This is a genomic window from Enterococcus sp. DIV1315a (genome assembly GCF_051712325.1).
GTDB classification, from domain to species: domain Bacteria; phylum Bacillota; class Bacilli; order Lactobacillales; family Enterococcaceae; genus Enterococcus; species Enterococcus faecalis.
In genome coordinates this window covers 514,041-540,862 of sequence record NZ_JBIOOS010000001.1, presented here as the reverse complement: position 1 = coordinate 540,862, position 26,822 = coordinate 514,041, and the positions used below count along the sequence as shown (strand labels likewise).

Here is a 26,822-nt window from a genome sequence, read left to right as displayed (position 1 = left end):
AGTATTTAGCACCAAAAACGTGCGCCGTAATTGTCGTACATTCCTCATTTTCCCCATTGATATATCTCCTTTTTCTATTTAGCATAGCAAAAAAAGAAGCAAATGAGAATGACTCATTTTGCTTCTTTTTCAACTTATTCAAAAACAAATTGATTTTTATAAAGTTCCGCATAGAATCCATCTTGTTCAACTAGTTCATGGTGGTTGCCTTCTTCAATGACTTCACCGTCTCGTAAAACAATAATCCGATCCGCATTTAGAATCGTTTTCAAACGATGGGCAATCACAAAACTGGTGCGCCCTTTAATTGCTTCGTCCATCGCTTTTTGGATTTTAGCTTCTGTTACTGTATCAACATTACTTGTTGCTTCATCCAAAATTAATAATTCTGGATTGGTAATAATCGTTCGTGCAATACTTACTAATTGCTTTTGCCCCGTACTGAAAAGGTTATTCTCTTCCGTAATCTCAGTATCGTAGCCTTGCTCAAGATTTACAATAAATTCATGGATATTCGCTTGTTTCGCTGCTTGAACAATTTCTTCATCCGTGGCCTCTGGCTTACCAAAAGCAATATTCTCACGAATTGTTCCTGAAAATAGAACGGACTCTTGCAAAACAATGCCTACATGTGAACGCAAGCTATCTAAATCCATTTCACGAATGTCCACACCATCAAACGTCACGGCGCCTTCATTCACATCATAAAAGCGATTCATTAAATTCATAATCGTTGTTTTTCCTGAGCCTGTCGGTCCGACTAAAGCGACCATTTCACCTTTATCCACATGAATAGAAACATCTTTCAACACAGGCGTTTCTGGATTATAGCCAAAAACAACATGATTTAAAGCCACAGCTTTGTTAATCTCTTCTAATTTTTCGCCATTTTCGGGACGAATTTCATTTGGTTCATCAAACATCTCATTTAAACGACGAGCGCCTGTAACAGCTAATTGAATCATGCTATAACCTGAAGAAATTTGCATCAATGGTTGATAATATTGTTGGGAATATTGGACAAACATAACGACTAAACCTAGCGCAGCGGCACGATCAACAGAGCCATTGATTGCTAACCAACCACCAAAGAAAATAACAATCGCCGTATTGACTAATGACATTCCTTGCATCATTGGGAAAAGTAATCCTGAATACACTTGACCTTTATACGTAGCGGCACGAACTTTTTCATTTTGCTCTAAAAAGCCGTCAATGGTTTCTTCTTGTAAGCCATTAGTGATAATCACACGTTGCCCACTAATTTTTTCATCCATATAGCCATTTAATTTACCCACTTCATCTTGCTGTAAATCGACATATTTGCGCGCCTTGCTAATCACAAAGACCGCAATTAAAATCGCAATCGGCGTAGAAGCAATTGTGGCCCATGCCAGTTCCACATTTTGACGGAACATCATGATTAAGACACCAACCAATAAGGCAATATTGGTTAATACTTGTAGCAACGCTTGGTTTAAACTGTTTTGGATGTTGTCTAAGTCACTAGTAAAACGACTTAAAATTTCACCATCTTGATGAGAATCAAAGAAACGAATCGTCAATTTTTCTAATTTGTTAAACAAACCAATCCGCATGCGGTTCGTCGATTTCCCCACGACTTGTGTAAAGAGAATACTATAAATGAAACTAGCGGCACTAGTTAAGACATAAAAAATGAGTAGTTTCCAAATGACAGAAACGAACGCACTTTTATCGTCTTTTCCTTGCATCACATTAACCGCATATTTCGCTAATTCCTGAATAGCTTCCCCAACGAATTGTGGCGCTTTGACTTGTAAATAAGTCGCTGCGAAAATTGCTAAGAAAATAAAGAGGAAAGAAACTTTGTAACGTTTTAAATAATGATAGAAAAATTTACTAGCTTTTATTAAATCAGTCATTAAGCTTCCTCCTTTCCTTTTTGAGTTTCGTAAATTTCTTGATACACGGGGTTCGTAGCTGCTAATTCTTCATGCGTGCCTTCCCCGACTAAACGTCCATTATCCAATACTAAAATACGATCTGCATGGACAACAGAAGAAATTTTTTGGGCAATAACGATCGTGGTAGTCTCTTTTAACTCTTTATCCAACGCTTCTCGGACTAACCGCTCCGAACGAGCATCCAACGCGCTGGTGCTATCATCTAAAATCAAAATTTTAGGCTCACCAATCACACCTCTAGTAATTGATAACCGTTGTTTTTGTCCACCAGAAAAGTTATTACTTCGTTCTTCGACGGGTGCATCATAACCTTCTGCCAATTTTTCAATAAATTCCTTGGCTTGGGCGATGCCTGAAGCCCGTTCCATGTCCGCTTCAGAAGCGTCACGTTTACCATGGCGTAGATTTTGCGCAATCGTTCCAGAGAACAGGATTGCTTTTTGCAACACAAAGGAAACTGTTTTTCGTAAACTGTGTTCGTTCACTTCTCGTAAATCGACACCACCAACTTCAATCTTTCCTTCTGTCGGATCAAACAAACGTGGAATTAATTGTGCCAACGTAGATTTACCAGCACCAGTTGCGCCCACAATCCCAATCATTTCACCTGGCTGAATAGAGAAAGAGATGTCTTTCAAGGTATCTTCTTCATCCCCAGGATAACGGAAAGATACGTGGTCAAACTCAACACTACCAATTAACTCTTGTTCTGGGACTTTTTTGTAGGTAACATCTGGTTCTGTTTCCATCACTTCTTTAATCCGCTTAATGGAAACAGCGGCACGAGAAGTCATCATCATCATCATTCCGCCGATAATAATCGCCATCATGATTTGCATTAAATAGTTCATAAAGGAAGCGACACCACCGATTAAAGTTGGATCGTCCTTGACTAAGTTACTCACAAAGAAAATTGAGCCTACAACAGCTAAGTTCGCCACCAACATAAACGCTGGAATCATCACAGCAAATAAGCTACCTACGATTAAGTTATGGGTGGTTAATTCTTCACTCACTTTTGTAAAACGTGACAATTGATTTTTTTCTTGAACAAATGATTTGACGACACGAATGCCTAACAAATTTTCTTTTGCGATGCCATTAATCTTATCAATCAAGTTTTGAATAATCATGAAATGCTTGCCCATTTGCGAAAAGGACAGCATAGAAATCAAAATAACTGCGATGACAAGTGCAACAATCACCCACCATAGTTGTGGCAAGGTTAGCATCGCTAAAATAAAACTCCCGATAAATAAAAAAGGAATTCTAAAAAGTGTCTGCAACGCAATCATAATGACATTTTGAATTTGAGTAACGTCATTTGTTAAACGAACAACTAAGTTACCTGCTGAAAATTTTTCGATATTGCCAAATGAAAAGGTTTGGATTTTGCGGAAAGTTGCTTCACGAATGTCAGCACTGACACCTTGGGCAACTTTGGCAGAAAAAATTGTATTAATAACCCCTGCAACGAGTCCTAATCCTGCAATGGCAATTAATTGAATCCCTAAGTTTTTCATTTTGTCGCTATCGTCATTCATAATTGCTTCCAACACTTGTTGTAACAATTTTGGTTGCCAAAGTGCTGAGACAACCATTACGATCACCGCCAACAAGGCAATAACTACCGAGCCTTTGTATTTTTTGGCGTGTTGAATAATAAGGTCCATCTTATCCCTACTTTCTTAAAATAGTTCCCTGCTTCTTCAGTGTTGGTCTGCGAATTCTTCCCCATTACAAAAAAATCAATTTGCTCATTGACTTCACCAATTTAACACTGTAAAATAAGGCCGATTCATAATTTACCATTTTTAGTGGTAAAATACAAGCGAACAAGTTAATTTTTCACAAGTTTTTCCTATCATAAAGTGTACCTTCTTTTTGATAAACTTACGAAGATAACGTTTAATAGGAGCTAAAATCATGGAACCGAAATTATCAAAAGACACGATTATTGCAGCCGCATTTTCTTTGTTAGAAAAAAGTCCCACTTTAGAACAACTTTCTATGCGTAAAGTCGCCAAACAGCTTGGTGTACAGGCGCCCGCAATTTATTGGTATTTTAAAAATAAGCAAGCCTTACTTCAAAGTATGGCTGAAGCGATTGAAGAGCACTTTCAAGAACCTGCATTATGTGGTGAATGGTATTCTGACTTACTGGCCTTCATGGAAAACTATTATGATCTCTATCAACAATTTCCCTGTGCCGTAGCTATCGAAATCCAAACCGTCCCTGCCTATCCCCAACGATTACGCCATTTGAATCAAATGATGGGCATTTTAAGAGAAGCAGGTTTTTCACCAGAAATGACTCATTTAGCAGTAACGTCTTTACAACATCTTTTATTTGGGATGATTATGGACGCAACGGAGGAAAAACAGCTCGTTTCGCAAGTGTTGAACGGAGATGACTATTTAAAAGAACAAGTGTTGCACATGAAACAATATGTCTCCGACAATGAGTTAACGTACATGGAGGAAAGCATTCAATTTCGACACTCCATCCACCAAAAATCCGCCTTTATTCAAGCCGTTAAAACCTACTTAGATGGGTTGCAAGCAGACAACACCTCTTCATCTAAATAAAAAAAGCCCTTGGTCCGTCAGTCATTTCGACTGACGGACCAAGGGCTAACTTTTAAAATAAATATTGAAAACTACTTTGTCTATTTTGGTATTGGTAGCCAAGCCAAGGCTTTTTGAATCCATTCATCCCAGAACACCCAGTCATGTTCTCCTGGTCCAGTTTCAAAAGTGTAACTTGCCTGTGCCTGTTCCAACGCTTGAGCCATCTGTTGATTAGCAGAAAGTAACATATCTTGCTCCCCACAACAAAGGTAAAATTGGGGCATTTCTGTTTGACTTTCTACTAATTGTTGTAATAAATACAGCGGATCGTGAATGGAACCTTCAATTTGATCTAACGGGCCAAAAATACCTTCCCAATAGCTTCGCTTACGGACTTTTAATAATTCCCCAAAACTAGTGGATGATAAACTAACTGCCCCAGACAAAGAAGCAACGGCTGCAAAAGATTCTGGTTTCGCTAATCCTAATTTCAAGGCGCCATAACCACCCATTGACAAACCAGCGGCAAAGGTTTTTTCTCGTTTTGTACTTAACTGTGGAAAGAGTTGATGACAAATTTTCGGTAATTCTTCTGAGATAAACGTCCAATAGTTCATATCGTATTGTGTGTCCGTATACCAAGCTAAATCCGTGGACGGCATAATGACAGCAATCCCCAAATCAGCGACATACCGCTCAATAGAGGTTCTGCGAGCCCAGACACTGTGATTCCCTCCCATCCCATGTAATAAATACAACACGGGAATATCTGTCAATGCTGCTTGGGTACTTGTGCCCACTTTTTTTACCGTTTCTTGTGGTAAAATTACGTTCACATTCACTTCCATTTCCAATACATTTGAATAAATATTTGCTTGTAAAAAGGCCATCTACTTTTCCCTCCAATACTCTTTCTATTAGTGTACCACTAAACCTTCGCTCGTTGCGCTTTTGCGAAAATATTTAACAAAAGAGCGACAACAACTAAGCCCGCACCGACTAAGTAAACATTATGCAGACCTGCATAGAGGATACCGCGTAATGGTTTTAACAACGCAGCTGGAATTAAATTTGCAGTATGTGGATTCACTAATTGATTCATGACATCTGCATCGACGTTTAACGCGCTCGCTTCCAATTTTGCAAACATTCCTGCGTTTAAAATCACACCAAAAATTGACACCATCACAGTCTGCCCAATTGTACGCACCAACGTATTAAACGATGTTGCAACCCCCATTTTTTCAGGCTCCACTGTACTTTGTGCGGTCACCGTAGTCGTTGTGATAGTAATCCCAAAACCAACTCCTAAGACAGAAGACACTACAAAGAAAAGCCAAAACGGAACGGCCATTGGCATTACCACTAAAAAGATGGCCCCGACTAATAGAATCGATAACCCAATCGTTAAGACTTTTTTCATAGCATATTTTTCCATGAAGCTACTTGCTATAAATGATCCAGCCATCCAAAGTAACGACATAGGCGCTAAAACTAAGCCACCAATTCCTGCACTTTTTCCTAAGACACCTTGCATCCACATCGGAATGTAGACATCAATCCCCATTAAGAAACCGCTAATAAGCGCTGCAATAAGATTTACTAAAACAAACGTTGGTTGATTAAATAAATGCAAATCAATCACTGGGTCTTGCGCGCGTTTTTCTATCATCACAAATGCTACAAAAAAGAGCACACTCAAACTCAAACAACCAAATGTTACTAATGTAAAACCATTATCGCTAATCATTTGAAAACCTAGCAATAACGTTAGCAGCACTGCCATCAAAGTAACGCTGCCCAAAATATCCATTGGCATCTTGGTCCGTTCCCGCTTTGGTTCAACTAAGAAAATACTAATCAAGCCCAATAAAACAAGTCCAATAGGAACATTAATGAAGAAAATCCAATGCCAACCGACTGTATCTACAATAAAACCACCTGCTAACGGACCAAAAATACTAGCAATTCCCCAGGCGGCACTGTTTAAACCTAAAATTTTCGCTCGCTTGTCCAATGTATACATATCGGCAATAATCGTTAACGCAACTGGTAAAATTGCGCCTGCCCCCACACCTTGAATTGCGCGGGCAATAATTAAAGTCAACATATCTTGAGCAAAGCCACACAACGAGGAGCCCAAAATAAAAATGATAATGCCAATCATGAAGACAGGTTTACGACCAATTTTATCCGCAAGTTTCCCATAAATCGGTGTTAACATCGCATTCGTTAATAAATAAATTGAAAATACCCAGTTCATAATTTCCATGCCATGTAACGAGCCGACAATCGTTGGCATCGCAGTAGACACAATGGTCCCTTCAATGGCTGTCATAAATGTTGCCACAAAAACACTCACCGTGACTAACTTAACATTTGTTTCTTTTGCCATTTGTTCACATCCTTTTCTATTCAATTGTCAATTTTCTAAATTGCTCCATAGCTATTCTATACAAAAAAGAACAAAATGTCTTAAAAAAATGCTTTTTCATAAAAAATTATTACAAAAAAAAAACAAGAAGTCAGCCAAGTATTGGCTGACTTCTTGTTTTTTTTATTTAATTATTCAGCTAAACTAGCTTTTAACGCTTCAACTTTATCTGTTTGTTCCCAAGGTAAATCAATATCTGTTCGACCAAAATGACCATAAGCCGCAGTTTGTTTATAAATTGGGCGACGTAAATCTAGCATTTCAATAATACCTGCTGGACGTAAATCAAAGTTTTTACGAACTGCTTCGATTAATTTACTTTCTGGAAGATCACTCGTACCAAACGTATTAATAGAAATAGACACTGGTTGCGCCACACCAATTGCATAAGCTAATTGGACTTCTACTTTTTTCGCCAAACCAGCAGCAACAATGTTTTTCGCGATATAACGCGCAGCATAACTAGCAGAGCGGTCAACTTTGGTTGCATCTTTTCCAGAAAAAGCACCGCCGCCATGACGAGCATAACCGCCATAAGTATCAACGATAATTTTACGACCAGTTAAGCCGGCATCTCCTTGAGGGCCACCGATTACAAAGCGACCAGTTGGGTTGATAAAGTATTTTGTTTCATCATCTAAAAGTTCATGAGGAATCACCTCATTGATTACTTGTTCTTTAATATCTTTTTCGATTTGTTCTAAGGTTGTTTCATCATCATGTTGTGTACTGATGACGATCGTATCCACACGTTGTGGTTGACCTTGATCATCATATTCCACTGTTACTTGAGATTTTGCATCAGGACGTAAGTAAGGTAAGACTTTTTCCTTCCGCAATTCTGCTAAACGGCGAACCAAACGATGACTTAACGCGATCGGTAATGGCATTAATTCCGGTGTTTCGTCAACAGCAAAACCAAACATTAAGCCTTGGTCACCAGCACCAATATCGTCTTTTTCATCTTGATCACGCACTTCTAAGGCTGCGTCAACCCCTTGAGCGATATCAGGTGATTGCTCATCGATTGCTACAAGAACTGCGACAGTCTCTCCATCAAATCCATATTTTGCTCGTGTATAACCAATATCTTTCACAGTTTGACGAACAATTTTTTGGATATCTACATAAGCTGTTGTAGAAATTTCTCCAAATACTAGGACTAAACCAGTTGTTACGGATGTTTCACATGCCACGCGGGCCATCGGATCTTTCTCCAAAATCGCATCTAAAATTGCATCACTGACTTGGTCAGCTACCTTATCTGGATGTCCTTCTGAAACGGATTCTGATGTAAATAAATGTCTTTCTGTCATAATGTTATTCCCCCTAAATAGTTTCGGTTACAAGGCATCTTTAGTAAGTAACGACAATTACTTGCTAAATCCTTTCGGGAACTTGTAACAAAAACAGTATACCAGATATCTAAAAAAAAAGCTTAGGTTTTCAAGAAAATCATTAAATTACCTATATTTGCTTTTCCTATAACAAAAAACTTCCAGCCCCTTTCATCTGAGCTGGAAGTTTCTTGCTACTGTAAAATTTTCTCCGCGATAAAGTGTGTGTATTGCTCGCCACCTGCCACATTTGGATGAACTCGGTCATCATAAAACCAATCATCATGGGCGTTACTATAATTAAACCAGTCAATGACCGTTAAGTTATCGTATTTTTTGTCCATTTGACTAAGTAAACTATTCACTTGATTTTGCCATCTTCTAGTTGGGACGCGAACATTAATCCAATAAACTTTTCGATTACCTAACGCTTTCATAAATTCATCAAATTGTGCCTCTGTAAAAGGACCATTCGTACCTAAACTCACTAAAACAGTATCTTTGAGCATTTTCTTTTTGTCTAGTTCACCAATTAGTGAAATGCTACTATACAATTGACGGCCCACTTCCCCATCGATAATCATTTTAGGAAAAATATCTTGTAACCCGCTAGCACCATCTAGAATAACAGAATCACCAATAGTTGTGATTTCTAAATTCTGCGCTTTTTTTACTTGCTCTGGTGTGAGTTGTGTGGGTAGAACATCTTGGCTTTCACTCGGTTTTGTACTACTTTCTGTGGACGTGCTACTATTTTTCGTGCCACTTTCTTGGACTTCTTTTTTACGTTCTTCAATTTTTTGCTGATTTTTCGCAATATTTTTTTCTAGTTGCTCTTGTTGCGCACTTTTAGCGTTTGCTGGAGCCACAATTAAACCGAATACTGCAATCACGCTAATCACTGTCATAAAGGCCATTGTCCCTTTTTCACGAAGGTCCCACGGTTTCCGTAAAAACTCAGTGAATTGAGTCCAGACATCCTTATAAGACAATCGTGTCAGTGGATGTTCGATAAAACGATATGACAATTCGCTCACTACTAAAATTAATGCTATTTCAACCAATGAATGTAGAAAAACATGGTCCGATAAGGTCTTAATTTTGGCCTCATAAAAAATCATGATTGGGAATTGATACAAGTAAATGCCATAACTCCGTTTACCTATCCACGTAAAGACTGGATTCGTTAACCAACGATTCATATCTGCCCCTGGATGTGCAGTGACAGCCACTAAGACAGTGGCTGCCAAACTAATTAAAAACATGCCGCCGTAATAAACAAAATTTGTATGATCTGATAATGTTAAAAAGGCTAATACTAAAAGAATTAAGGCACTTAAACCAGCGCCATTTAAGATTTTTTTAGAGGCTTCTGGAATTTCTTCTTTCAAACGTGTGCTTGGCCAAACATACGCCAATGCACTACCTAGTAAAATAGAAAAAACACGTGTGTCTGTTCCATAATAGACACGTGTAGGATCTGCGCCAGGAACATATAAAACGGCCATCAGCGTCACCGAAATTAAGGCGCCGATTAAAACTAAACTGAAAATTCGACCGCGCTTACGAACAAAGCGTTCCAGAAGAATAAAAAGTAATGGCCAAATTAAATAATTTTGCGCTTCAACTGCCAATGACCAAATATGTACAAATGGCGATTGTGTCGCAAATCCATCAAAATAAGAAAACCCTTTAAAAATTTGCCACCAGTTGTTGTAATAAAAAACACTACTAGCGACAACGCTGCGAATATTGTTTAATAAATCCTGCTGAAAGAGTGTAATATAACTAACTGCACTTAAAAGCATCACAATTAATGCTGGATACAGCCGTTTCATCCTTCGCACATAAAATCCTTTTAAATCAATGGTCTGATTTTCTGCCCATTCTTGCCGCAACAAGTCGTTAATAAGATAACCTGAAACAACAAAGAAAATCGGAACACCTAAGTAGCCACCTCGCATGACTTGGGGAAAAAGGTGATACAAAATCACGCCAATTACAGCGATCGTCCGAATGCCATCAAAACCTGTAATATAGCGTTTTTTCTTGCTATTTGCTGTCTGATTCATTTGTGCTTTCCAACTTTTCTATAAAATTATTCTTTTCCTTTATTTAAAGAAGCAAGTAACTTTAATATACGTTTTTTCCTAGGAAATGGCAAGCAAACTTTGCCTCCTTTAGGCTTTTTTTACAATTCAAAAAACCAACATTTTTTAAAACGCAAAAAAACAACCAAAGCTTATGAAAATCACTCATAAGCTTTGGTTGTTTACTCATATCGTTTTCGTTTAGATGAAGATGGAATCCCTAAGGCTTCACGATACTTTGCCACCGTTCGCCGGGATATTTCCATGCCTGAATCTTTTAATCGCTCGACTAATTTTTGATCAGATAACGGTTTACTTTTTACTTCTTCATCAATTAATTTTTGTAGTTGCTTTTTAACCATCGTTGTTGAGACATCCTCGCCATCTTCTTCTGATGAAAGAATACTTGTGGAGAAGAATGAGCGCAATTCAAAGACGCCAAACGTGGTTTCTAGATATTTTCCATTGACCGCACGACTAACTGTCGATTCATGAATAGACAAAGCATCCGCAATTTCTTTTAAAGTCATTGGTTTTAATGGCCGATCTGCTTCTAAAAAGAAGGCTTCTTGGCGGCGCACAATTTCTTGCCCTACACGTAAAATTGTATCCCCCCGCTGATTCACTGCGCGCTCTAACCATTCAAATTCGTTTTTCTTATCCTTAATATATTCTTGGACTTCTTTGTCGTCAGTCTCTTGCATTCGTTTGAAATAATTTTCTTGAAAATTTAATGTCGGTCGACCGGCTTTGTTGGAAATCACCACTATTCGATCTTCCTTGATTCGGACAGTTAAATCTGGTCGAATATACAATTCCTCGGTCGCATCAAAAATATTCCCTGGCGCTGGCGATAACGTTTGTATATAATCAAAGATCAATTGAATTTCTGCTAATTCAATCCCGAATTTTTTAGCTAACGGGCCCCATTTACGACTCACTAAGGCATCAAACTCTTCCTCCAATAAAATATACGCTAAATTAGGCGCGGTATCGTCTCGTTCTGTTTGTAGCATCAAACATTCTTGTAAATTGCGTGCCCCCACACCTGCTGGATCTAGCTGTTGTAACAAAGTTAATGCATCTAGCATTTGAATGGCGCTTGCTTCGGTTTTCTCTGCCGCTTCTTCTAACGAAATCGTTAAATAACCATTCACGTCTATATATTCTACTAAAAACAAAACTAATGTTCGCAAGTATGTATCGCGGTAATTCAAATGAATTTGATCAATTAAAGACTCAAATAATGATAAATGATAGTCTGGAATTTGATTCATATAATTATTTTCTTCGTCTTGGTTGGTGTAAGAACGACTAGTGATCGGAAAATCTGTGGTGTACTGCGTGTCTACTTGTAAATCAATTAATGGATTCTCTAGTGCTTTCGCTTCAACAAAGGCAGCGAGTTCTTCCGTATTAAATTGTAAAATTTGAATGGATTGTTGAAGCTGTTGAGTCATGGCCAACTTCTGGACTTGTTTTTGTTGTTGGGACATTCGTTGCTCAAATTTCATTATTTTCGTCCTCCCTCTTGTAATTTTTGTCAATATCAGCTAAACTAGTATTCGTGCCGCGCCCTTAGTGTAGTGGATATCACGTAAGATTCCGGTTCTTGAGACGGGGGTTCGATTCCCTCAGGGCGCGTTATTTAAATATGTTGATTTATCAACGTTTCTGGACACTCTTTATTCATCTAAAGAGTGTTTTTTTCTTGTTTAGGAATGATTTTTCTATCCGTAGTTTTTTTAAATGTTGCTTGTGGCAAGCTCAATCGCACTTAACGCGACAACATTTGTTCTGCTTCAGCTACAAATCCAATAAGGTTAAAACTCCTCCGTTCCTATTGTAACGCATAACGTTTCCTTTTTCTATCTGCTAAACAAAGTATTACGACAAGCAAACACCTGCTTCTCTCTTAAAGATCCCTTTCTGATTATATAGTAAATTGCTTTTAATTTGTTAATTATTTTACCTAAAACTTAATACCCTAATTAAATAAAGAACCTGGGGCAAAAATCACTTTGGATTTTTGTCCCAGGCTTAAAACCTGATAATTGGCGGGAACAGAACCGTTCAGCTCCGTCCTCTAAAATACTTAATTAGAAATATGCTACCCGCAATCACACCAATTATGATTACTAGCCAAAATAACCCACTTACAAGTAACAGCTCAGTTAAGGTCATCTTCAGATTTTCCTCCTTTAAATGGCATCTGCTTTGTTCTGCTATATAATTAATGGCGAGATCAGACAACAGCTATCAAAAAAAAAACGGACCAACACGTGGTCCGTTTTCATTCATTATTAAGCTTTTACGATGTTCGTTGCTTGTAAGCCGCGTGGACCTTCTTCAGTATCAAAAGTTACTGCTTGGCCTTCGTCTAAAGTTTTAAATCCATCTGATTGAATAGCTGAAAAATGTGCAAATACATCATTACCATCTTCACCTGTAATAAATCCAAAACCTTTGTCTGCGTTAAACCATTTTACTGTACCGTTGTTCATATATATTTCCTCCTAGTGCATAAAAATATGCAAGTTATTGCAAAAAATGTTGAGTGGCAAAAGGAGAAGTATAGTTTTTAAATATATAACTCAAATTACTTATCAAAATTGATTACTTAATTACTATAACACATTTATTAGGAATAAACAATGCCCACGACTCTTCCTTGGACTTTCTAAAATAATCAAAGATGCGCTTGACAAAGCCCTAGCAAAAAACACTCCTATTCTCTCTATTTCCAGTTAGTTTTGTTTAACTTTAAATAATCACTACGCGCCAAATAATCAAATAGCGGAGCTAATCCTGGTGAAAAATTTACTTCCTCAAACCGCTTAATAAATTGTACGCCTTTAATTTTATTTGGTTCGTTCAGGGTCACTTTTCCTTGGGCTTGTTTGGCAAAATAAAAATGTCCTTGCCAAACGATTGAATCAAAAACAAGTGGTCCAGTAAAAATTTCTTCAAGTTCAGTAATTTCCACTGCTAATTCTTCTTTCATTTCACGAATCGCACATTCCAGCGCTGATTCACCAAGTTCTTGTTTTCCGCCAGGGAAATTCCATGTGTCTGGCCGATCTTTTAAAATAAGAATTTCATCAGATTGATTTTTAAGAAGTACTCGCGAAAATTCTTTTTTCATTTCGTTTAACCCTCTTCTTCATTTTTTATTGAGAAGCCACACTTGGTAGCATAAAAATATAATGCAAAATACGATCCGCATACGACGGATTTTTTTCAAAGTCATTGACTTCTTCATTGACTAACTCCAAATCATCGGTAATCACTCCAGCAACGTCCATAAAGAGCATTTTACTCAATACCTCTGAGTCATTAACTGTCCAAGCATAAACTGCTTTTTTCTGTTGGTCAGCTTTTAAAATGAAGGTATCATTCAACGTAGTAGCTTCCATTGTATACAAATCAGCTTGTGTTTCTGGAAAAGTGAAATTATAGGGCAAAATAAAACTAACTTTTACTTTTGATTTGGCTTTTTTAAACGCTTTGATCACATTGTAGTCGAGAGATTGAACCTGATGGTTATTCTTTATCAGAGGACGTTCATATTTTTCAATAAAGTTAGAAAGCGCACCTTGACTATCTTGTTTAGACGTTTTAATTTCTACTAGTAATTTTTGTTTGGCTTGGTTTGCTTTCGCTAAATAATCATCAAAACTGGCAATTGGTGCTTCTTGGCCATTTTCTTTAACGGTCATTTTTGTTAATTCAGCCAACGTAAATTCTTGCGGCGTGCCATCAACGCCGGCGAGTTCTTGAAGGTTTGCATCATGCATCACAACAAATTGATGGTCTTTGGTTTCTTGAACATCAATTTCAATATAATCTGGTTTAAATTTAATGGTTCTTTCCATAGCAGGAATGGTATTTTGTACGCCATTACTATTGGTGACCCCTCGATGCGAAATAATCAAAGGTTTTGATTCTAATAGCCCTGTTAAGTAAACAGCGTTGAAAATTATATAGCCGCCAAAAATGGTGAATAGTCCTAGGCCCATCCCGATAGTCACTAATTTATTACGTTTCGTTTCTTTGTCAAAGGCAACTTTTGTCGTCGTTTCTGCTTGAACATTTAATTGTGTATATAAGAAATTAATCAGTAATACTGAAAGCCAAGCATTAGAGACAAACTGTAAAAATTGGACAACGGTTAAATTTAAAATCCCACCTAGCAAGCTAATGGTATCGCTCAAGGTATCTAACTTCAACTGTAGAAGATAAAGTAACACATAAATAACATACATTGAAACAAATACCGCGATCGTCACAAATGCAATATTACGAATAATGAACCATAATCGTTTGTTTGTCATTGACCAACTAGCCTTAACTGCCTCGCCCGCTTTTTTTCTCTCCAGAATCATTAATGGAAGCGTGTAAATGAAACGAATAGCTAAATACCAGACTAATAACCCAAAGGCCAGTAACCCCACCAAGTAAGGAATTCGTTGGGACAAAAATTCAACAATAAAATCTGGAATCACAAATTTCGTCAATAGATTACTTTGGAAAATCAGGTTACCAAAAGGGACAATGACAACAAAATAACCGAAAAAGAATAACCACGAACGGGCACCTTGCTTTTTAAGAACCTTAAAAGATGCCTTGGTAACTCCTTTAAAATGAAAGCGATGGTCTTGCCGTATTTGAAAAATCCCTAATAATAAAAAGGTAAACTGATAAAAAACTGCACCTAAAAAAAGTAACAACAAGAGAATTAATAACACCAGAGCAAGCGGCTTTTCTAACAATAAATTCAGGTTATTAAACGAAAGATAAGGAATACCTTGAGTTTTTAGTGCGTTGGAAGTAGCCCAACTAAAAGCCCCACCCACCAATAATAATAAGACATTTAAAGTAAAAAATAACCATAAATACTGCAAGATGTCTTTAAAAAATTGCCTTGTTCCATTTTTAAATGTTTGCCAAGCAGACATACAAACTCCTCCATTCTAAAAGTATCTGATTAAAGTTCTTCCATACGAATCCTAAATAAAACAACGGCAATCCAAATTGAAATAAATGATGGCAAAATAACAATAATGATTGCGACTGGCTCATCAATAGTTCCTTGTAACGTATTTTTTACTTCTGAAGAAACAATAAACTGATCAAAAATCACTTGATAAATAGTAACATAAATCAATACCCATTGAATATAATATTCAATTATTTTCATTAAAGCGATAGGTAAAACAATTTTTTTCGTCGTTAAATTCAATAAAAAATATAACAAAAGACTCGTACTGATGATAACGACTATCCCTAAAAGAAATAACGACTCTAACCGCTGCCCTATTACGTTTGCAACGCCTATTGTTAATAATAAATACATAGCTACCGAAATTAAGATGCTCACACTTAGCATAACAGAAAACAAAAGTAATGCCTTAAGAAAAAGCCACTTATCAACTCTTTTATTTCCAATCAATAAACCTAAAAGAATCACCGACAAAAGTAAAATCAATTCAATCATTCGTTCCTCCTCCCAAAACAAATGAAAACAAATTCATATGTTCGCGTTTATTTTATCAAACTAAAATGTATTTATAAAACATTTCACATGTTATTTAATAAACGGCTAACACTATAAAAAAGACAAATTTCCTAATAAAGGAAACTTGCCTTGTCTTTTTATTCTTTTTACTTCGTTATTTTTTGATAGTTTGCGAATAATTGATTCGCATCTCCTTCTCCATCAATTTTCTTGAGATGGCCGTTATCTATTTTAAACATAGATGGCACATGTAAAACTTTATTTTCTCGGATAAATGTTGACCATTCCTTCATGGTCTCTTTGTTGGTTAATTCTACATAGTAAACCTGTTTAGGTGCTTGTAATAGTTTCTCGAAATTCTGACAATCTGAACAGTTTTTCTTTTTTAAAACAACATAAAATGTTTCGCCAGAGTGTTTTTTTTCTTGATACTCATTAAAACTTAGTTCCTTTTTATGCGGAATAAATGTAAAACCTACCAACAAACTAAGTAACAAAATTAACAGACTGAACGAAATTTTTTTATTCATGTTTTTTCTTCCTTTTTAGTTTGTCTAATTTTTTCTTTTTTTATTTTTTGTTATGCCAAAGCTAATAGCCACTATAAGGACAATTAAACCTGCGATCATGTAAAGTGGATTTACTGTTGTATTAGTCATTGGTAAATGAATTCCTTTACTTGCTGATTTTCCAAAATTGACTGGGTTCGTTGGCGCTTGATGATTTGTAGGCGTCAACGGTTTCTTCGGTTTTAGCGGTTGTTTAGGTTCAGGTTTTTTTGGATCTTCTGGTGTTGGTGCAGGCGGTGTCACTGTTGGTTTGTTGGAATGTAACACGTCACCTTCATTGCCAAAGTTTAAGTCGGCTTGGTTGGGAATCCCGCCTTGTTCAATATAAGGCGCTAATTCTTCATCGGTTGCGCCGTCTTTAATTTTAGTTGTAATAGTCATTGTGTACGTATGACCACTCAAATAGTCATAGCTGTCATCTTTTTTATTCATTTCAAAAGTTACTTTGTTATTTTCTTGTGTTACTGTGCCATTAGCTGTAACATCTTTGCCATTTTCATCTGTGATTTTTACATCAGTGATGTCTAACACTTTATTAATGTCATCTACCATGCTGGCTTGGGTCCAAGTGCTTGTTTCGTTACCAAAGGCTGTTTTGACATGCCAATCGAAACTATCTTCACGATTGGTTAAATCTAAGTGCTCTTGATTTTCGATATCTTTTGTAATCGTTGGATCTTCTGGCGTTGGTGCAGGCGGTGTTACAGTTGGTTTGTTGGAATGCAACACGTCCCCTTCGTTGCCAAAGTTTAAGTCCGCTTGGTTGGGAATCCCGCCTTGTTCAATATAAGGCGCTAATTCTTCGTCCGTTGCGTCAGCTTTAATTTTAGTGGTGATAGTCATTGTATATGTGTGACCACTCAAATAGGCATAACTATCGTCTTTTTTATTCATTTCAAAAGTTACTTTGTTATTTTCTTGTGTTACTGTGCCGTTAGCTGTAACATCTTTACCATTTTCGTCGGTGACTTTCACATCAATGATATCTAGCACTTTATTAATGTCATCCACCATGCTGGCTTGGGTCCAAGTACTGGTTTCGTTGCCAAAGGCTGTTTTGACATGCCAATCGAAACTATCTTCACGATTGGTTAAATCTAAGTGTTCTTGATTTTCGATATCTTTTGTAATCGTTGGATCTTCTGGCGTCACGTCACACGCATGCGCATTGTCATTTTTAGGAATCATCGCTTCTGGAAATTCCTTAGCAATTGTTCCTTGATTCATTGTCCCACTACTTACAAGGGTTGCTGCATCAATCGCTGTATTTTCTTTGACTTCGTAGTGAATCGTGATGTTTCCTACGTAACCTTCTGTACTAGTTGCTGAAATGGTTTGTCCGTTAATTTGAACAGGCACATCATTTCCAGCATCGTCCGTAGCGGTTGCCGATTGAATCTCAAATTGATTGGCAATCGTTAATGAAGCTGTCGCTGGTGCCGATTGTGCCAGACGATCTTTAACAATTTGTTTTAATTGGGTTGTAAAATCATCAATAGATTGGCTTGTAATAAAATCTTCTGGTGTGCTAGACCCTTGTTGCAACTCTTGTTTTACAAAAGGACCCACTTCTGTTTTATATTTATCAAAGTATGAATTTACTGAACTTAAAGATTCAACACTTTCCCAATACGCATTAATCATTTCATAGCCTTGGTTAGTAATTTCTTGGTTTAACGCTAAAACTTCTGCTGCTGCACCTTGGTAGTCATTACTATATTCCACTGAGACTTGAAGAGGATGTCTTGGATCTGGATATTCATTGATTGAATCATTGGTATTGGTCTTATGCAAGTAACCATCTAAACGTGTATTAGCGACCCCATCTGTCACTAATAGGAAATACGTTTTTCGATTCGTTAAATCTCCGTGGGTTTGATTGTACGTATCTAAAGCGAGTTTCAATCCTGGGGCGGTTGGCGTACCACCATACGTCCGAACGGCTCCAAAACCAGAGACAAATTGGCTTTTATCATAAGTCAATTGCGTATTGACGCGCACATTCATGTCATAATCAGCTGAATTAATTTTTGTCTTTCCATCAGGAAACATAAATTGTTTTCCGCCGCGATATGAAGCCAGCATCACGCGGTCTTGATCAGATAAGCCTTGAACCACTTCATCAATCGCTTGTCTTACATGTGGAAAATTATCTGAAAAACTACCACTAGCATCTTCAACAACTACTAAATCGACTGGTTCCGTTTCACCCGCTTGAACTGGGAAAGTAGCTTGTCCTTCCAATATCCGTTTACAATCAGCCAGACTGTCGTCTTTCACTTTCACCGTATTGGTCATTCCTTCTGTATCTCCTGCTTTAACCGCTCCTTCAGCTAAAGCCAATGTGGGACTGAAATTTCCCACAACTGTTCCAGCGACAATCACCATTGTCGATAATAATTTCGTTGCTTTCTTAAACATTTTAATCCTCCCTATTTTCTTTCGCTAGTGTTTGGGACACTTGCTTCTCTTTACTTCAACTACAGCTCCTTAAATCTTTCATCAAGTCGATGTGTCCCCTTGTTTTTGTGACACATCTCTTACTCAATTTCTGATTCTATCACCTTTATAGGCTAAAACTTGGCAGTATTCGGCTCTTGAAAACGTAAAATTTGTCTTTTAAAAATTAATGAAAAGACTATCCACTGACAAAGTTGGTTTTCACTTACTTTTTGACACCTGATTCCTTTTAAAAGTCTTTTTTTACACAAAAAAAGTAAAAGAACCTTTACAATCCTTTTACTTAATTGTTAGATGCTATTCATAATTTTCTTAGTTTTTTTCTATACGCTGAATAGTTTAGCCCGTTTATTTCAACAATATTTGACGTTAGTCAGCCGTTTCGTTATAGTTAAAGAAAAGGCTTTTTGGTAGGAGTGAATACGATGAATGAGTGGCCCCATCAGTTAATGACGCTTTTAACCCCACTTTTTGAGCTATGTATTTTAGGACTGAATGTTTTTTCGATTATTGTTTTAGTTTGGGGTGTTTGTTTAGCAGGAAAAGATTTCATTAAAAGTGAACGACAAAATCAAAGCCGCTTTACCTTAACCAAAATGAATACGTTCATCAAAAACTTCCTTGGTAGCTACATTCTGTTAAGTTTAGAAATTTTAATTGCTGCTGATATTATTGAATCTATTGTTAAACCAACTTTTCAAGATATTTTGAAATTGGCAACCTTAGTGATTATCCGTACAGTTATTTCTTATTTCTTACATAAAGAAATTGAAGACACTATGACCGATATGGAACAACAAGAAAAAGAACCAGATACCCAAAAAAATTAGTGGGTACGCTGGTTCTTTTTTATTTAATCGCTTTAAAATAATGAAGTGGTTCGTTAGACAAACGCTGCATTTTACGTTTTTTATCTTCAATAATTGCTAGAATCTCGTCTGAAAAATTTTCTAAAATAACACGGCCGCCTTTATAGGTGTGCCCACCCATTTCAGCAACTTCGCTGGCCGTCAAAATGACTTTACGATGCGCAATTTTTTTGAAAAATTCTTCAATTAAGTACGTCGGTAAGTAAAAATTATTTTGAGCAGAAAATGATTCCAAATAAATAAAATCATCGATGCTGATGAAACAATCATCCATCGATAAGTATTCAATTGATCTGTCTATATATAATTCACGCTTTTGTAAAATTTCTTTGACTTTTTTATTTAATAAATTCAATGATTCAATTTCTTTAACCAAATGTTCTAGTTCACGATAACGTACTTCTTTTCGCTCTTTGTAAGATGAATGTAAGGCGGCACTTGCTGTGACTATTAGCGCACCGACGATTACACCGACCATTCCGGCGATAAAAACAAACATATTTTTCCCCTCGCTCTTTTCTAATTTTCCATTTTAGTATAACATAATCCAAAAGTTTCGGATAAAAAATGACACAAAATTTTTCAAGCGACTTCGTTGACCTTTATTGACCAAAGAGGTATACTTTTCATAGGCATTCAAAGTGCTTTGTGATAGAATGACTTTAAAAGTTTCTTTATATAGGAGGATTTACTTATGAATTTAATTCCAACAGTTATTGAACAATCATCTCGCGGTGAACGTGCTTATGACATTTACTCTCGTTTATTAAAAGACCGCATCATTATGCTAAGCGGCCCTATCGATGATAATGTGGCAAACTCAGTGATTGCACAGTTATTATTCTTAGATGCCCAAGATTCAGAAAAAGACATTTACTTGTACATTAACTCTCCTGGTGGCAGCGTTTCTGCAGGCTTAGCGATTTTCGATACCATGAATTTCGTTAAAGCGGATGTCCAAACGATCGTATTAGGAATGGCGGCTTCAATGGGTAGCTTCTTATTAACAGCTGGTCAAAAAGGCAAACGTTTCGCTTTACCAAATGCGGAAATCATGATTCACCAACCACTTGGTGGCGCTCAAGGGCAAGCAACAGAAATTGAAATTGCTGCTCGTCACATTTTAGATACTCGTCAACGTTTAAATTCAATTTTAGCTGAACGAACTGGCCAACCAATTGAAGTGATTGAACGTGATACCGATCGTGATAACTATATGACTGCCGAACAAGCAAAAGAATATGGTTTAATCGATGAAGTAATGGAAAATAGTAGCGCCTTAAATTAAAAATAAAAAAATGGAAACAGCGACTGTCGCTGTTTCCATTTTTTTTATTTTTCAATGTATCCTCGTAATTCTTCTTCAGTAACACTTTCGTCAAAGATATGCTCACCAATGACGATCGTTGGCACAAATTGAATGTGCGCCGCATTGGCTTCAGCAATCACTGCGGAAACAAGCGTTGCATCTTTTTGTTCTTTTAAGCCCAGATTTTTTTCAGCATACGTCGCTACTTCTTCTAAGGTTAAGTTTCCCCATTCATCTTGCGTAGCAAACATTTTATGCAATGCTGACAGTGCTTGTTCAGGCGCTGAATAGTCAATGTAGTGATGCATCACATTGCCGCGTTGTAAACTTTCTTTTTCTTTATCAAACAACTTAATGATACGTTCAACTTTACCACTTTTGACAGATTGTGCTAACAGTTCCTCAGACTCTTCAAACCATTTTCTGCAATAAGGACAGCGAACATTGATAAATTCTATCATTTTGACAGGGGCATTTCGCTCACCAATGTGAAGCCCTGTTTCTGTGTTAACTTTTGTTGCATCAATTACTGAAATATCCATAAAAAACCTCATCCTTTCAAACCTTTATTTCTCTTTTAGTATACCGTTTTTCAATAAAAAAATCATAAGACACGAATTCAAATTTTCTGAATTCGTGCCTCTGTTCACTTTTTTAACGATTAATCGAACGAGCCATTCTAGCAACAGTATGTCTTTTCCCACGTATCGCATCAGAAAGCTCTTTAATATTTTCAATACCAACTAAGCCCATATTGGCATCGCCAATATGTTGAATATCTACGCCTAAAATTTTATTTCTAATGCCGATTGCTTGGATAACTTCAGGTTGAGCACTTTCTTGTGAAGTTCCAATGGCACTCATAACTAATTTTCCTTTTGAATGTGCAAAATCCACAACTTCTTTGACTTGTTGATCATCGATGCCCCAAACCGTGCCGACTGCTGGGACTAAGACAATATCAGCGCCCGCTTCAATAAATTGTTCAGCTGATTTTAAACTGACCACTGGTTCATCTACGCCTGAACTGTGCATTTTTCCGGCAATAATGATACCGTCAAAATGTTTTTTGGCTAAGGCCACGTTCTTAGCAATCAAGTCGTTGGTCACGCCAGTTCCTGGATTACCTGTCAATAAGATAAAATCCAAACCCAGTTCATTGGCTTTTTTGAAAGTAGCTGCCGATGCTTTTCTACCTGGTTCAATCGAAACTCTCGTTGAAGCTAAGTCTAAATTTTCATCAACAGGTTCGACATTCATGCCAATCGGTAAACCGACTAGTTCTTTCAAACGATGAACAACCTCATCATTAGGGACACATGTTTCCGCAGTATATTGCCCTTCATAAGCGGCTACTACAATCGGTTGATTAACATCGAAAACATTCAATAAAATCATGTCTGCGCCATATGCTTTTGACATTTCCGCACAAGTGATATCACCTGCTACGGATGGATGAACTACCACATTTTCCGATAAAATTACGCGCCCTTCGCTCGCTTTAATACTCTGAAACAGCTCTTCTTTTGACATCCGTTTGATTTCTGATGCATTTGCACTAATTAATCGTTGAACCATTTTGACCCCTCCAATAGTTTTTAATGTTTTAGTTAAAAACAGCAATAAGTAATCGCTTGCATTTTATTACATGCAACATTCGTGCCAACGTCGTTTCTTTAAACCACAGGTAAACACTACATTTCAGTACTACACACTTTTTGCACACTTTATTTTTTTTACACGCTTAAAGAAAAAGTGAAGGATAGCACTTCAAACGGAAATGTTATTCTTCACTTCTGGAGCAGAAAAGTTACGCACTTTTTTCTCGTAATTTTTCTGCAAATTCATTAATTTTTCGAATACGATGATTAATACCTGACTTAGAAATAGCTCCTGAAGGAATCATTTCCCCTAGTTCTTTGAGACTAACTTCTGGATACTCTAACCGTAATTCTGCGATTTCCTGAAGTTTCTCTGGTAATGACGTCAGCCCTACTGTACTTTCAATAAATTGAATATTTTCAATTTGTTTTGAAGCCGCATCAATGGTTTTATTTAAATTCGCTGTTTCGCAATTTACTAAACGATTTACTGAATTCCGCATATCACGGACAATCCGGACATCTTCAAATTTCAACATAGAGTTCGTGGCACCAATTAATGTTAAAAAGTCGGCAATTTTTTCAGCACCTTTTAAATAACAAATATACCCATTTCGGCGTCCCAATGTTCGAGCGTTTAAGTCATAGTAATTCAACATCTTACAAATATCATTATTGTGTTCTTCATAAATTGAAAAAATTTCTAAATGATAGCGACTTGTTTCCGGATTATTAACTGATCCAGAAGCCATGAAGGCTCCACGTAAATAGGAACGCATTTTTTGCGCGTTACCCATGATTTCATTTGACACATTGCCATTAAAAACGACCCCATCCATAATATCCAAATCAGCTAGAATTTTTTGTGTATCTTGTTTTAGACGCACAATGTAAACATTATTTTTCTTTAGTTTCATTTTTTTACGAACTAATAATTCTGCTTGTGCATGGTAATGATCTTTCAGCAATGAATACATTCGACGAGCAATTGCAGCATTTTCCGTTTGTACATTCAAGACAAACTGTTGATTAACTAAGCTAAGTGAGCCGTTCATCCGAATTAATGCTGCTAATTCTGCTTTCGCGTGTTCTCGATGGACTTCTAAACCAGTCAACTCTTTTTTGACATCCGAGGCAAAAGACATCTAAGCTCCTCCTCTCTTGATTCTTTTGATTAATTAATATTTCGTTCCAAATACGATACGGAAAAGTTCTTCAACAACTTTTTCCCCATCATGAAAAACTCCGCCATCTCTTAATTCTAAAAAGTCTGTCGAAATGACTCGGCAACCTTCTTCACGTAATCCTTGAAAATCATGCTTTACTTGAACTAAATATTCATCATAAATTTCAGGATCCATATAATTTTCTGGTACTTTTTCTGTGTTAACCAACACTGTATCAACAAACTGCGCTTGTAGATGCTCGTTTAAGACACGAACATGATCGGCATCCGTAAAATGTTCCGTTTCCCCTTTTTGGGTCATGATGTTACAAATATAGACTACTTCGGCTGCCGTTTGTTTGATGGCTTCACCAATTTCTGTAATAACTAAATTAGGTAAAATACTTGTAAAAAGACTCCCTGGTCCTAACACGACCATGTCTGCTTCTTCAATTGCTTTGACGACTTTGCGCGCAGCTCTTGGCTGTTCTTCTCCGTGTGTATTTGTCACAAACACATGGTCAATTGTCTTGCGATCCAGTGCAATTTTTGATTCTCCCACCGCCACTGAGCCATCTTTAAATACGGCATGTAACGTTAATGGCCGTTCTGATGATGGATAAATCCGTCCATCAACATGCATCATTTTTGAAAGCAATTGAATCGCTTCATACGTACTTCCTCTCATTTCTGAGACAGCAGCAATGATTAAATTACCGATTGCATGATTGGCAAAATGACTATCTGATTTATCAAAACGATATTGAAAAATATCTTCATATAATTGTGGCATATCTGACAATGCCACTAAAACATTTCTTAAATCTCCCGGAGGTGTCATGTTATTAATAGAGGAACGAAGCTCGCCACTACTACCGCCATCATCAGCGACCGTTACGACGGCAGTAATATCAACACTTTGATTTCTTAAACTTTTTAAAATTACTGGCAAGCCTGTTCCACCACCAACAACCACAATCTTCGGTTTACGAATTCGATAGGTTTTCATTAAGAGCGATTAACCGTTTCTTTTCTTTTTAAGCGGTCGCGGTGGGTAATATTTACATGGTAATCTTCCTCTTTTAATTCAGCGCCAACACGTTCTGTCAATGCAACAGAGCGATGTTGTCCGCCAGTACAGCCAATTGCAATGGTGACGCTACTTTTACCTTCTTTTTTATATCCAGGTAAGACTGTTCGCAGTAAATCGATAAATTTTGTATAAAATTCATCTGTTTCTGGGAAGCCCATCACATAATCATAAACAGGTTGATCCATTCCAGTTAATGGCCGTAGTTCATCAATATAATGGGGATTAGGTAAAAAGCGAACATCCATAACGATATCTGCATCAATCGGCAAACCATATTTAAAGCCGAAGGACACCATTTCCACTCGAAATTCGTGTGTCTCTCTCGTTGCTAGTTCTTTATTCAAACGTTCCCGCAATTGACGAGGGGACAAGTCCGTGGTATCAATAACCAACTGAGCATCCGCCTTGATTTCTTCCAGCATTGCACGTTCTTTACGAATACCTTCTGTCACTAAACCATCCATCGCCATTGGATGCGCACGCCGTGTCTCTTTATAACGAGAAACCAACTCTTCATCGGTGGCATCTAAAAATAAAATCGTTGTATCAATAAAATTAGTATTTTCAAGTTCGACTAACATATCCTGAATTTCTCTAAAGAAGGTCCGTGAACGTAAATCAATCACTAACGCAATCTTGGTAACTTTTCCAGATTCTTTAATTAATTCCCAAAATTTTGGGATTAAGCTTGGTGGTAAATTGTCGATACAGAAATAGCCCATGTCTTCAAAGCTTTGAACAGCGACTGTTTTTCCAGCGCCACTCATTCCTGTAATAATAACCAGTTGTAAATTTTCTGGCATATTCAACACTCCCTTCACTTGCATCACTATATTATAACACCCCGGGCGTATCAAAGAAAGCTTTTCAATCATTCTTATAAAGATTTCTATTCTTTCATAGAAAAACAGCATTGACATTTTTGTCAATGCTGTTTTAATTGCTGAATTATACTATATAACTCTGTGTTATTTTAATACAAACTCAATTTCTGTTTTATCAGTAAAATTAGCTTCAAACTCAAATTGTTTTACTTGTTCATTCACGGCTAACTTTTTCGTAATGTGTTCTTTAATTTGTTCATTTGTAGCTGTTTTGATTGACAATCCATCTAAAAGAGTCATGATTTTGTCTTGTGCTGCCTTACCTTCTAATTCTAAATCAGCAGATTCATCTTCATACGTTGCTTCAATTGTTCCGTTCGATTTTATTTCATAGGTGAACTCAATTTCATTTTCGTCGTATTCGATTTCTACATCAATCTCTTGAAGACTGGCAACAGTTGGTGTCGGTGTGGTTAGTTCATTGTCTGCTGTTTCATGGTCCCCACCAACTTCAGGAGTTACAGTTTCCCACTTAAAGGTACCAATTTTAGCTGTTGCTAGATAGGGATTATTAATGGTAATGACTTTCAATTGAAGGTCTGAATGGTTGGCGATATCTGTTAAAATCCCCAGAGCCTGATATGTATTTTGTGTAAAACGTGTCGCAATATTTTGCGCATCAATTGTGGAATAGCCTAATGTTTCCCAGGTGATTTGTTGCTTTAATTCCTGATGAACGGCTTGTACTGTCGCCGGCTCCAATTGAATGCCCGTTGCTTCTTTTAAGTCTTTCTTGGTAAAGCCCATTACTTTTTCATGGTCTGATTGTGAAATTAAGGTCGCTGCTTCCATTGTGTTACTATGTACAAAAGGTGTGATTCCGATAGCTAAGACCATTCCTGCTGTTAATAAACCTGTTGTTATTTTTTTGTTTTTCATTTAAGACTTCCCTTCGTGTTCATTGTTATTTTGTTAACAAACATAGTATATCTTTTAATTACACATTAAGTCAACATTTATTTTTAATTTTCGTTAA

The 26,822-nt window shown here is 37.0% G+C and carries 23 protein-coding genes, 1 tRNA gene and 1 riboswitch; of the genes, 4 read left to right on the top strand and 20 right to left on the bottom strand.

Translation table 11 applies throughout. The features are described 5' to 3' along the window. Positions 1-134: 134 nt before the first annotated feature. Positions 135-1,904 carry a multidrug ABC transporter ATP-binding protein/permease ErfD gene (gene erfD / locus IGJ03_RS02625; RefSeq protein WP_002378051.1) on the bottom strand — a complete coding sequence of 590 codons (1,770 nt, stop codon included), beginning with the start codon at positions 1,902-1,904 and terminating at the stop codon, positions 135-137. Continuing rightward, entirely contained in the window at positions 1,904-3,619 is a 1,716-nt protein-coding gene (erfC, locus tag IGJ03_RS02620) for a multidrug ABC transporter ATP-binding protein/permease ErfC (protein WP_002355662.1), read from the bottom strand. Before erfC ends, erfD begins: the two co-directional genes overlap by 1 nt. 253 nt (positions 3,620-3,872) lie before the next feature. Between erfC and IGJ03_RS02615 the strand changes: the two genes are divergently transcribed. Continuing rightward, positions 3,873-4,535 (top strand): TetR/AcrR family transcriptional regulator, encoded by a 663-nt coding sequence (locus IGJ03_RS02615; protein WP_002358755.1) that lies wholly within the window; start codon positions 3,873-3,875, stop codon positions 4,533-4,535. Between the two features lie 80 nt (positions 4,536-4,615). Here IGJ03_RS02615 and IGJ03_RS02610 read toward each other — a convergent pair whose 3' ends face one another. The 5 genes from IGJ03_RS02610 to rpoN all read right to left on the bottom strand — a co-directional run bounded on the left by IGJ03_RS02610 (position 4,616) and on the right by rpoN (position 11,892). Next, entirely contained in the window at positions 4,616-5,407 is a 792-nt protein-coding gene (locus tag IGJ03_RS02610) for an alpha/beta hydrolase (RefSeq protein ID WP_002355660.1), read from the bottom strand. 38 nt (positions 5,408-5,445) lie between these two features. Further along, the gene (locus tag IGJ03_RS02605) at positions 5,446-6,912 is read right to left on the bottom strand and encodes an MDR family MFS transporter (protein ID WP_002355658.1); all 1,467 of its coding nucleotides are present in this window, start codon (positions 6,910-6,912) and stop codon (positions 5,446-5,448) included. Between the two features lie 170 nt (positions 6,913-7,082). Next, positions 7,083-8,267, bottom strand: coding sequence for a methionine adenosyltransferase (gene metK / locus IGJ03_RS02600; protein ID WP_002355656.1), 1,185 nt, complete (start codon positions 8,265-8,267; stop codon positions 7,083-7,085). Then, a riboswitch (SMK box riboswitch) is annotated at positions 8,265-8,360 on the bottom strand. Its footprint overlaps the gene before it by 3 nt. Before the next feature lie 122 nt (positions 8,361-8,482). After that, entirely contained in the window at positions 8,483-10,360 is a 1,878-nt protein-coding gene (locus IGJ03_RS02595; RefSeq protein ID WP_010822575.1) for an acyltransferase family protein, read from the bottom strand. A gap of 200 nt (positions 10,361-10,560) precedes the next feature. Beyond that, positions 10,561-11,892, bottom strand: a complete 1,332-nt coding sequence (gene rpoN, locus IGJ03_RS02590) for an RNA polymerase factor sigma-54 (RefSeq protein WP_002366210.1) — start codon at positions 11,890-11,892, stop codon at positions 10,561-10,563. A 58-nt stretch (positions 11,893-11,950) separates the two neighbouring features. On the opposite strand from rpoN, the gene IGJ03_RS02585 reads away from it, so the two are divergent. Next, a tRNA-Arg gene (locus IGJ03_RS02585) sits at positions 11,951-12,022 on the top strand. Positions 12,023-12,681: 659 nt separating this feature from the next. Here IGJ03_RS02585 and IGJ03_RS02580 read toward each other — a convergent pair. The 6 genes from IGJ03_RS02580 to IGJ03_RS02555 all read right to left on the bottom strand — a co-directional run bounded on the left by IGJ03_RS02580 (position 12,682) and on the right by IGJ03_RS02555 (position 18,886). Beyond that, entirely contained in the window at positions 12,682-12,882 is a 201-nt protein-coding gene (locus IGJ03_RS02580) for a cold-shock protein (RefSeq protein WP_002355647.1), read from the bottom strand. Between the two features lie 233 nt (positions 12,883-13,115). Then, a complete protein-coding gene (locus IGJ03_RS02575; RefSeq protein ID WP_002361287.1) occupies positions 13,116-13,523 on the bottom strand; it encodes an NUDIX hydrolase in 408 nt (135 codons plus the stop codon). Between the two features lie 25 nt (positions 13,524-13,548). Beyond that, positions 13,549-15,336 (bottom strand): glycerophosphoryl diester phosphodiesterase membrane domain-containing protein, encoded by a 1,788-nt coding sequence (locus IGJ03_RS02570; RefSeq protein ID WP_429861487.1) that lies wholly within the window; start codon positions 15,334-15,336, stop codon positions 13,549-13,551. A gap of 29 nt (positions 15,337-15,365) precedes the next feature. After that, on the bottom strand, positions 15,366-15,875 hold the full coding sequence (locus IGJ03_RS02565) for an SA1002 family membrane protein (RefSeq protein ID WP_002358746.1): 510 nt from the start codon (positions 15,873-15,875) through the stop codon (positions 15,366-15,368). A 167-nt stretch (positions 15,876-16,042) separates the two neighbouring features. Further along, complete coding sequence (locus tag IGJ03_RS02560) at positions 16,043-16,426, bottom strand: bacteriocin (RefSeq protein ID WP_002368053.1); 384 nt, start codon at positions 16,424-16,426, stop codon at positions 16,043-16,045. 24 nt (positions 16,427-16,450) lie between these two features. Beyond that, the gene (locus tag IGJ03_RS02555) at positions 16,451-18,886 is read right to left on the bottom strand and encodes an isopeptide-forming domain-containing fimbrial protein (protein WP_438711068.1); all 2,436 of its coding nucleotides are present in this window, start codon (positions 18,884-18,886) and stop codon (positions 16,451-16,453) included. A 464-nt stretch (positions 18,887-19,350) separates the two neighbouring features. Between IGJ03_RS02555 and IGJ03_RS02550 the strand changes: the two genes are divergently transcribed. Further along, positions 19,351-19,755, top strand: coding sequence for a DUF1622 domain-containing protein (locus tag IGJ03_RS02550; protein WP_002386155.1), 405 nt, complete (start codon positions 19,351-19,353; stop codon positions 19,753-19,755). A gap of 19 nt (positions 19,756-19,774) precedes the next feature. Here the strand turns inward: IGJ03_RS02550 and IGJ03_RS02545 are convergent, their stop codons facing one another. After that, complete coding sequence (locus IGJ03_RS02545; RefSeq protein WP_002355635.1) at positions 19,775-20,293, bottom strand: hypothetical protein; 519 nt, start codon at positions 20,291-20,293, stop codon at positions 19,775-19,777. A gap of 195 nt (positions 20,294-20,488) precedes the next feature. On the opposite strand from IGJ03_RS02545, the gene clpP reads away from it, so the two are divergent. Next, the gene (clpP, locus tag IGJ03_RS02540) at positions 20,489-21,082 is read left to right on the top strand and encodes an ATP-dependent Clp endopeptidase proteolytic subunit ClpP (RefSeq protein ID WP_002355633.1); all 594 of its coding nucleotides are present in this window, start codon (positions 20,489-20,491) and stop codon (positions 21,080-21,082) included. Positions 21,083-21,126: 44 nt separating this feature from the next. Here the strand turns inward: clpP and IGJ03_RS02535 are convergent, their stop codons facing one another. The 6 genes from IGJ03_RS02535 to IGJ03_RS02510 form a co-directional block, all read right to left on the bottom strand. Further along, positions 21,127-21,645: a DsbA family protein gene (locus IGJ03_RS02535; RefSeq protein ID WP_010777424.1), complete on the bottom strand. Its 519-nt coding sequence runs from the start codon at positions 21,643-21,645 to the stop codon at positions 21,127-21,129. 112 nt (positions 21,646-21,757) lie between these two features. Further along, positions 21,758-22,681, bottom strand: coding sequence for a DUF7916 family protein (locus IGJ03_RS02530; protein ID WP_002358737.1), 924 nt, complete (start codon positions 22,679-22,681; stop codon positions 21,758-21,760). A gap of 232 nt (positions 22,682-22,913) precedes the next feature. Beyond that, the gene (gene whiA, locus IGJ03_RS02525; RefSeq protein ID WP_002358736.1) at positions 22,914-23,849 is read right to left on the bottom strand and encodes a DNA-binding protein WhiA; all 936 of its coding nucleotides are present in this window, start codon (positions 23,847-23,849) and stop codon (positions 22,914-22,916) included. Positions 23,850-23,882: 33 nt separating this feature from the next. Next, the gene (locus IGJ03_RS02520; protein WP_002355627.1) at positions 23,883-24,878 is read right to left on the bottom strand and encodes a gluconeogenesis factor YvcK family protein; all 996 of its coding nucleotides are present in this window, start codon (positions 24,876-24,878) and stop codon (positions 23,883-23,885) included. Continuing rightward, positions 24,878-25,765, bottom strand: a complete 888-nt coding sequence (gene rapZ, locus IGJ03_RS02515; protein WP_002355625.1) for an RNase adapter RapZ — start codon at positions 25,763-25,765, stop codon at positions 24,878-24,880. The genes IGJ03_RS02520 and rapZ overlap by 1 nt, the downstream gene beginning before the upstream one ends. Positions 25,766-25,930: 165 nt before the next feature. After that, positions 25,931-26,725, bottom strand: coding sequence for a YusW family protein (locus IGJ03_RS02510; protein WP_002398108.1), 795 nt, complete (start codon positions 26,723-26,725; stop codon positions 25,931-25,933). Positions 26,726-26,822 lie beyond the last annotated feature (97 nt).

What these genes read in the sequence shown, in the direction of transcription:
- erfD (WP_002378051.1), bottom strand. Translation starts at nt 1,904, where the DNA reads ATGACTGATTTAATAAAAGCTAGTAAATTTTTCTATCATTATTTAAAA.
- erfC (WP_002355662.1), bottom strand. Translation starts at nt 3,619, where the DNA reads ATGGACCTTATTATTCAACACGCCAAAAAATACAAAGGCTCGGTAGTT.
- IGJ03_RS02615 (WP_002358755.1), top strand. Translation starts at nt 3,873, where the DNA reads ATGGAACCGAAATTATCAAAAGACACGATTATTGCAGCCGCATTTTCT.
- IGJ03_RS02610 (WP_002355660.1), bottom strand. Translation starts at nt 5,407, where the DNA reads ATGGCCTTTTTACAAGCAAATATTTATTCAAATGTATTGGAAATGGAA.
- IGJ03_RS02605 (WP_002355658.1), bottom strand. Translation starts at nt 6,912, where the DNA reads ATGGCAAAAGAAACAAATGTTAAGTTAGTCACGGTGAGTGTTTTTGTG.
- metK (WP_002355656.1), bottom strand. Translation starts at nt 8,267, where the DNA reads ATGACAGAAAGACATTTATTTACATCAGAATCCGTTTCAGAAGGACAT.
- IGJ03_RS02595 (WP_010822575.1), bottom strand. Translation starts at nt 10,360, where the DNA reads ATGAATCAGACAGCAAATAGCAAGAAAAAACGCTATATTACAGGTTTT.
- rpoN (WP_002366210.1), bottom strand. Translation starts at nt 11,892, where the DNA reads ATGAAATTTGAGCAACGAATGTCCCAACAACAAAAACAAGTCCAGAAG.
- IGJ03_RS02580 (WP_002355647.1), bottom strand. Translation starts at nt 12,882, where the DNA reads ATGAACAACGGTACAGTAAAATGGTTTAACGCAGACAAAGGTTTTGGA.
- IGJ03_RS02575 (WP_002361287.1), bottom strand. Translation starts at nt 13,523, where the DNA reads ATGAAAAAAGAATTTTCGCGAGTACTTCTTAAAAATCAATCTGATGAA.
- IGJ03_RS02570 (WP_429861487.1), bottom strand. Translation starts at nt 15,336, where the DNA reads ATGTCTGCTTGGCAAACATTTAAAAATGGAACAAGGCAATTTTTTAAA.
- IGJ03_RS02565 (WP_002358746.1), bottom strand. Translation starts at nt 15,875, where the DNA reads ATGATTGAATTGATTTTACTTTTGTCGGTGATTCTTTTAGGTTTATTG.
- IGJ03_RS02560 (WP_002368053.1), bottom strand. Translation starts at nt 16,426, where the DNA reads ATGAATAAAAAAATTTCGTTCAGTCTGTTAATTTTGTTACTTAGTTTG.
- IGJ03_RS02555 (WP_438711068.1), bottom strand. Translation starts at nt 18,886, where the DNA reads ATGTTTAAGAAAGCAACGAAATTATTATCGACAATGGTGATTGTCGCT.
- IGJ03_RS02550 (WP_002386155.1), top strand. Translation starts at nt 19,351, where the DNA reads ATGAATGAGTGGCCCCATCAGTTAATGACGCTTTTAACCCCACTTTTT.
- IGJ03_RS02545 (WP_002355635.1), bottom strand. Translation starts at nt 20,293, where the DNA reads ATGTTTGTTTTTATCGCCGGAATGGTCGGTGTAATCGTCGGTGCGCTA.
- clpP (WP_002355633.1), top strand. Translation starts at nt 20,489, where the DNA reads ATGAATTTAATTCCAACAGTTATTGAACAATCATCTCGCGGTGAACGT.
- IGJ03_RS02535 (WP_010777424.1), bottom strand. Translation starts at nt 21,645, where the DNA reads ATGGATATTTCAGTAATTGATGCAACAAAAGTTAACACAGAAACAGGG.
- IGJ03_RS02530 (WP_002358737.1), bottom strand. Translation starts at nt 22,681, where the DNA reads ATGGTTCAACGATTAATTAGTGCAAATGCATCAGAAATCAAACGGATG.
- whiA (WP_002358736.1), bottom strand. Translation starts at nt 23,849, where the DNA reads ATGTCTTTTGCCTCGGATGTCAAAAAAGAGTTGACTGGTTTAGAAGTC.
- IGJ03_RS02520 (WP_002355627.1), bottom strand. Translation starts at nt 24,878, where the DNA reads ATGAAAACCTATCGAATTCGTAAACCGAAGATTGTGGTTGTTGGTGGT.
- rapZ (WP_002355625.1), bottom strand. Translation starts at nt 25,765, where the DNA reads ATGCCAGAAAATTTACAACTGGTTATTATTACAGGAATGAGTGGCGCT.
- IGJ03_RS02510 (WP_002398108.1), bottom strand. Translation starts at nt 26,725, where the DNA reads ATGAAAAACAAAAAAATAACAACAGGTTTATTAACAGCAGGAATGGTC.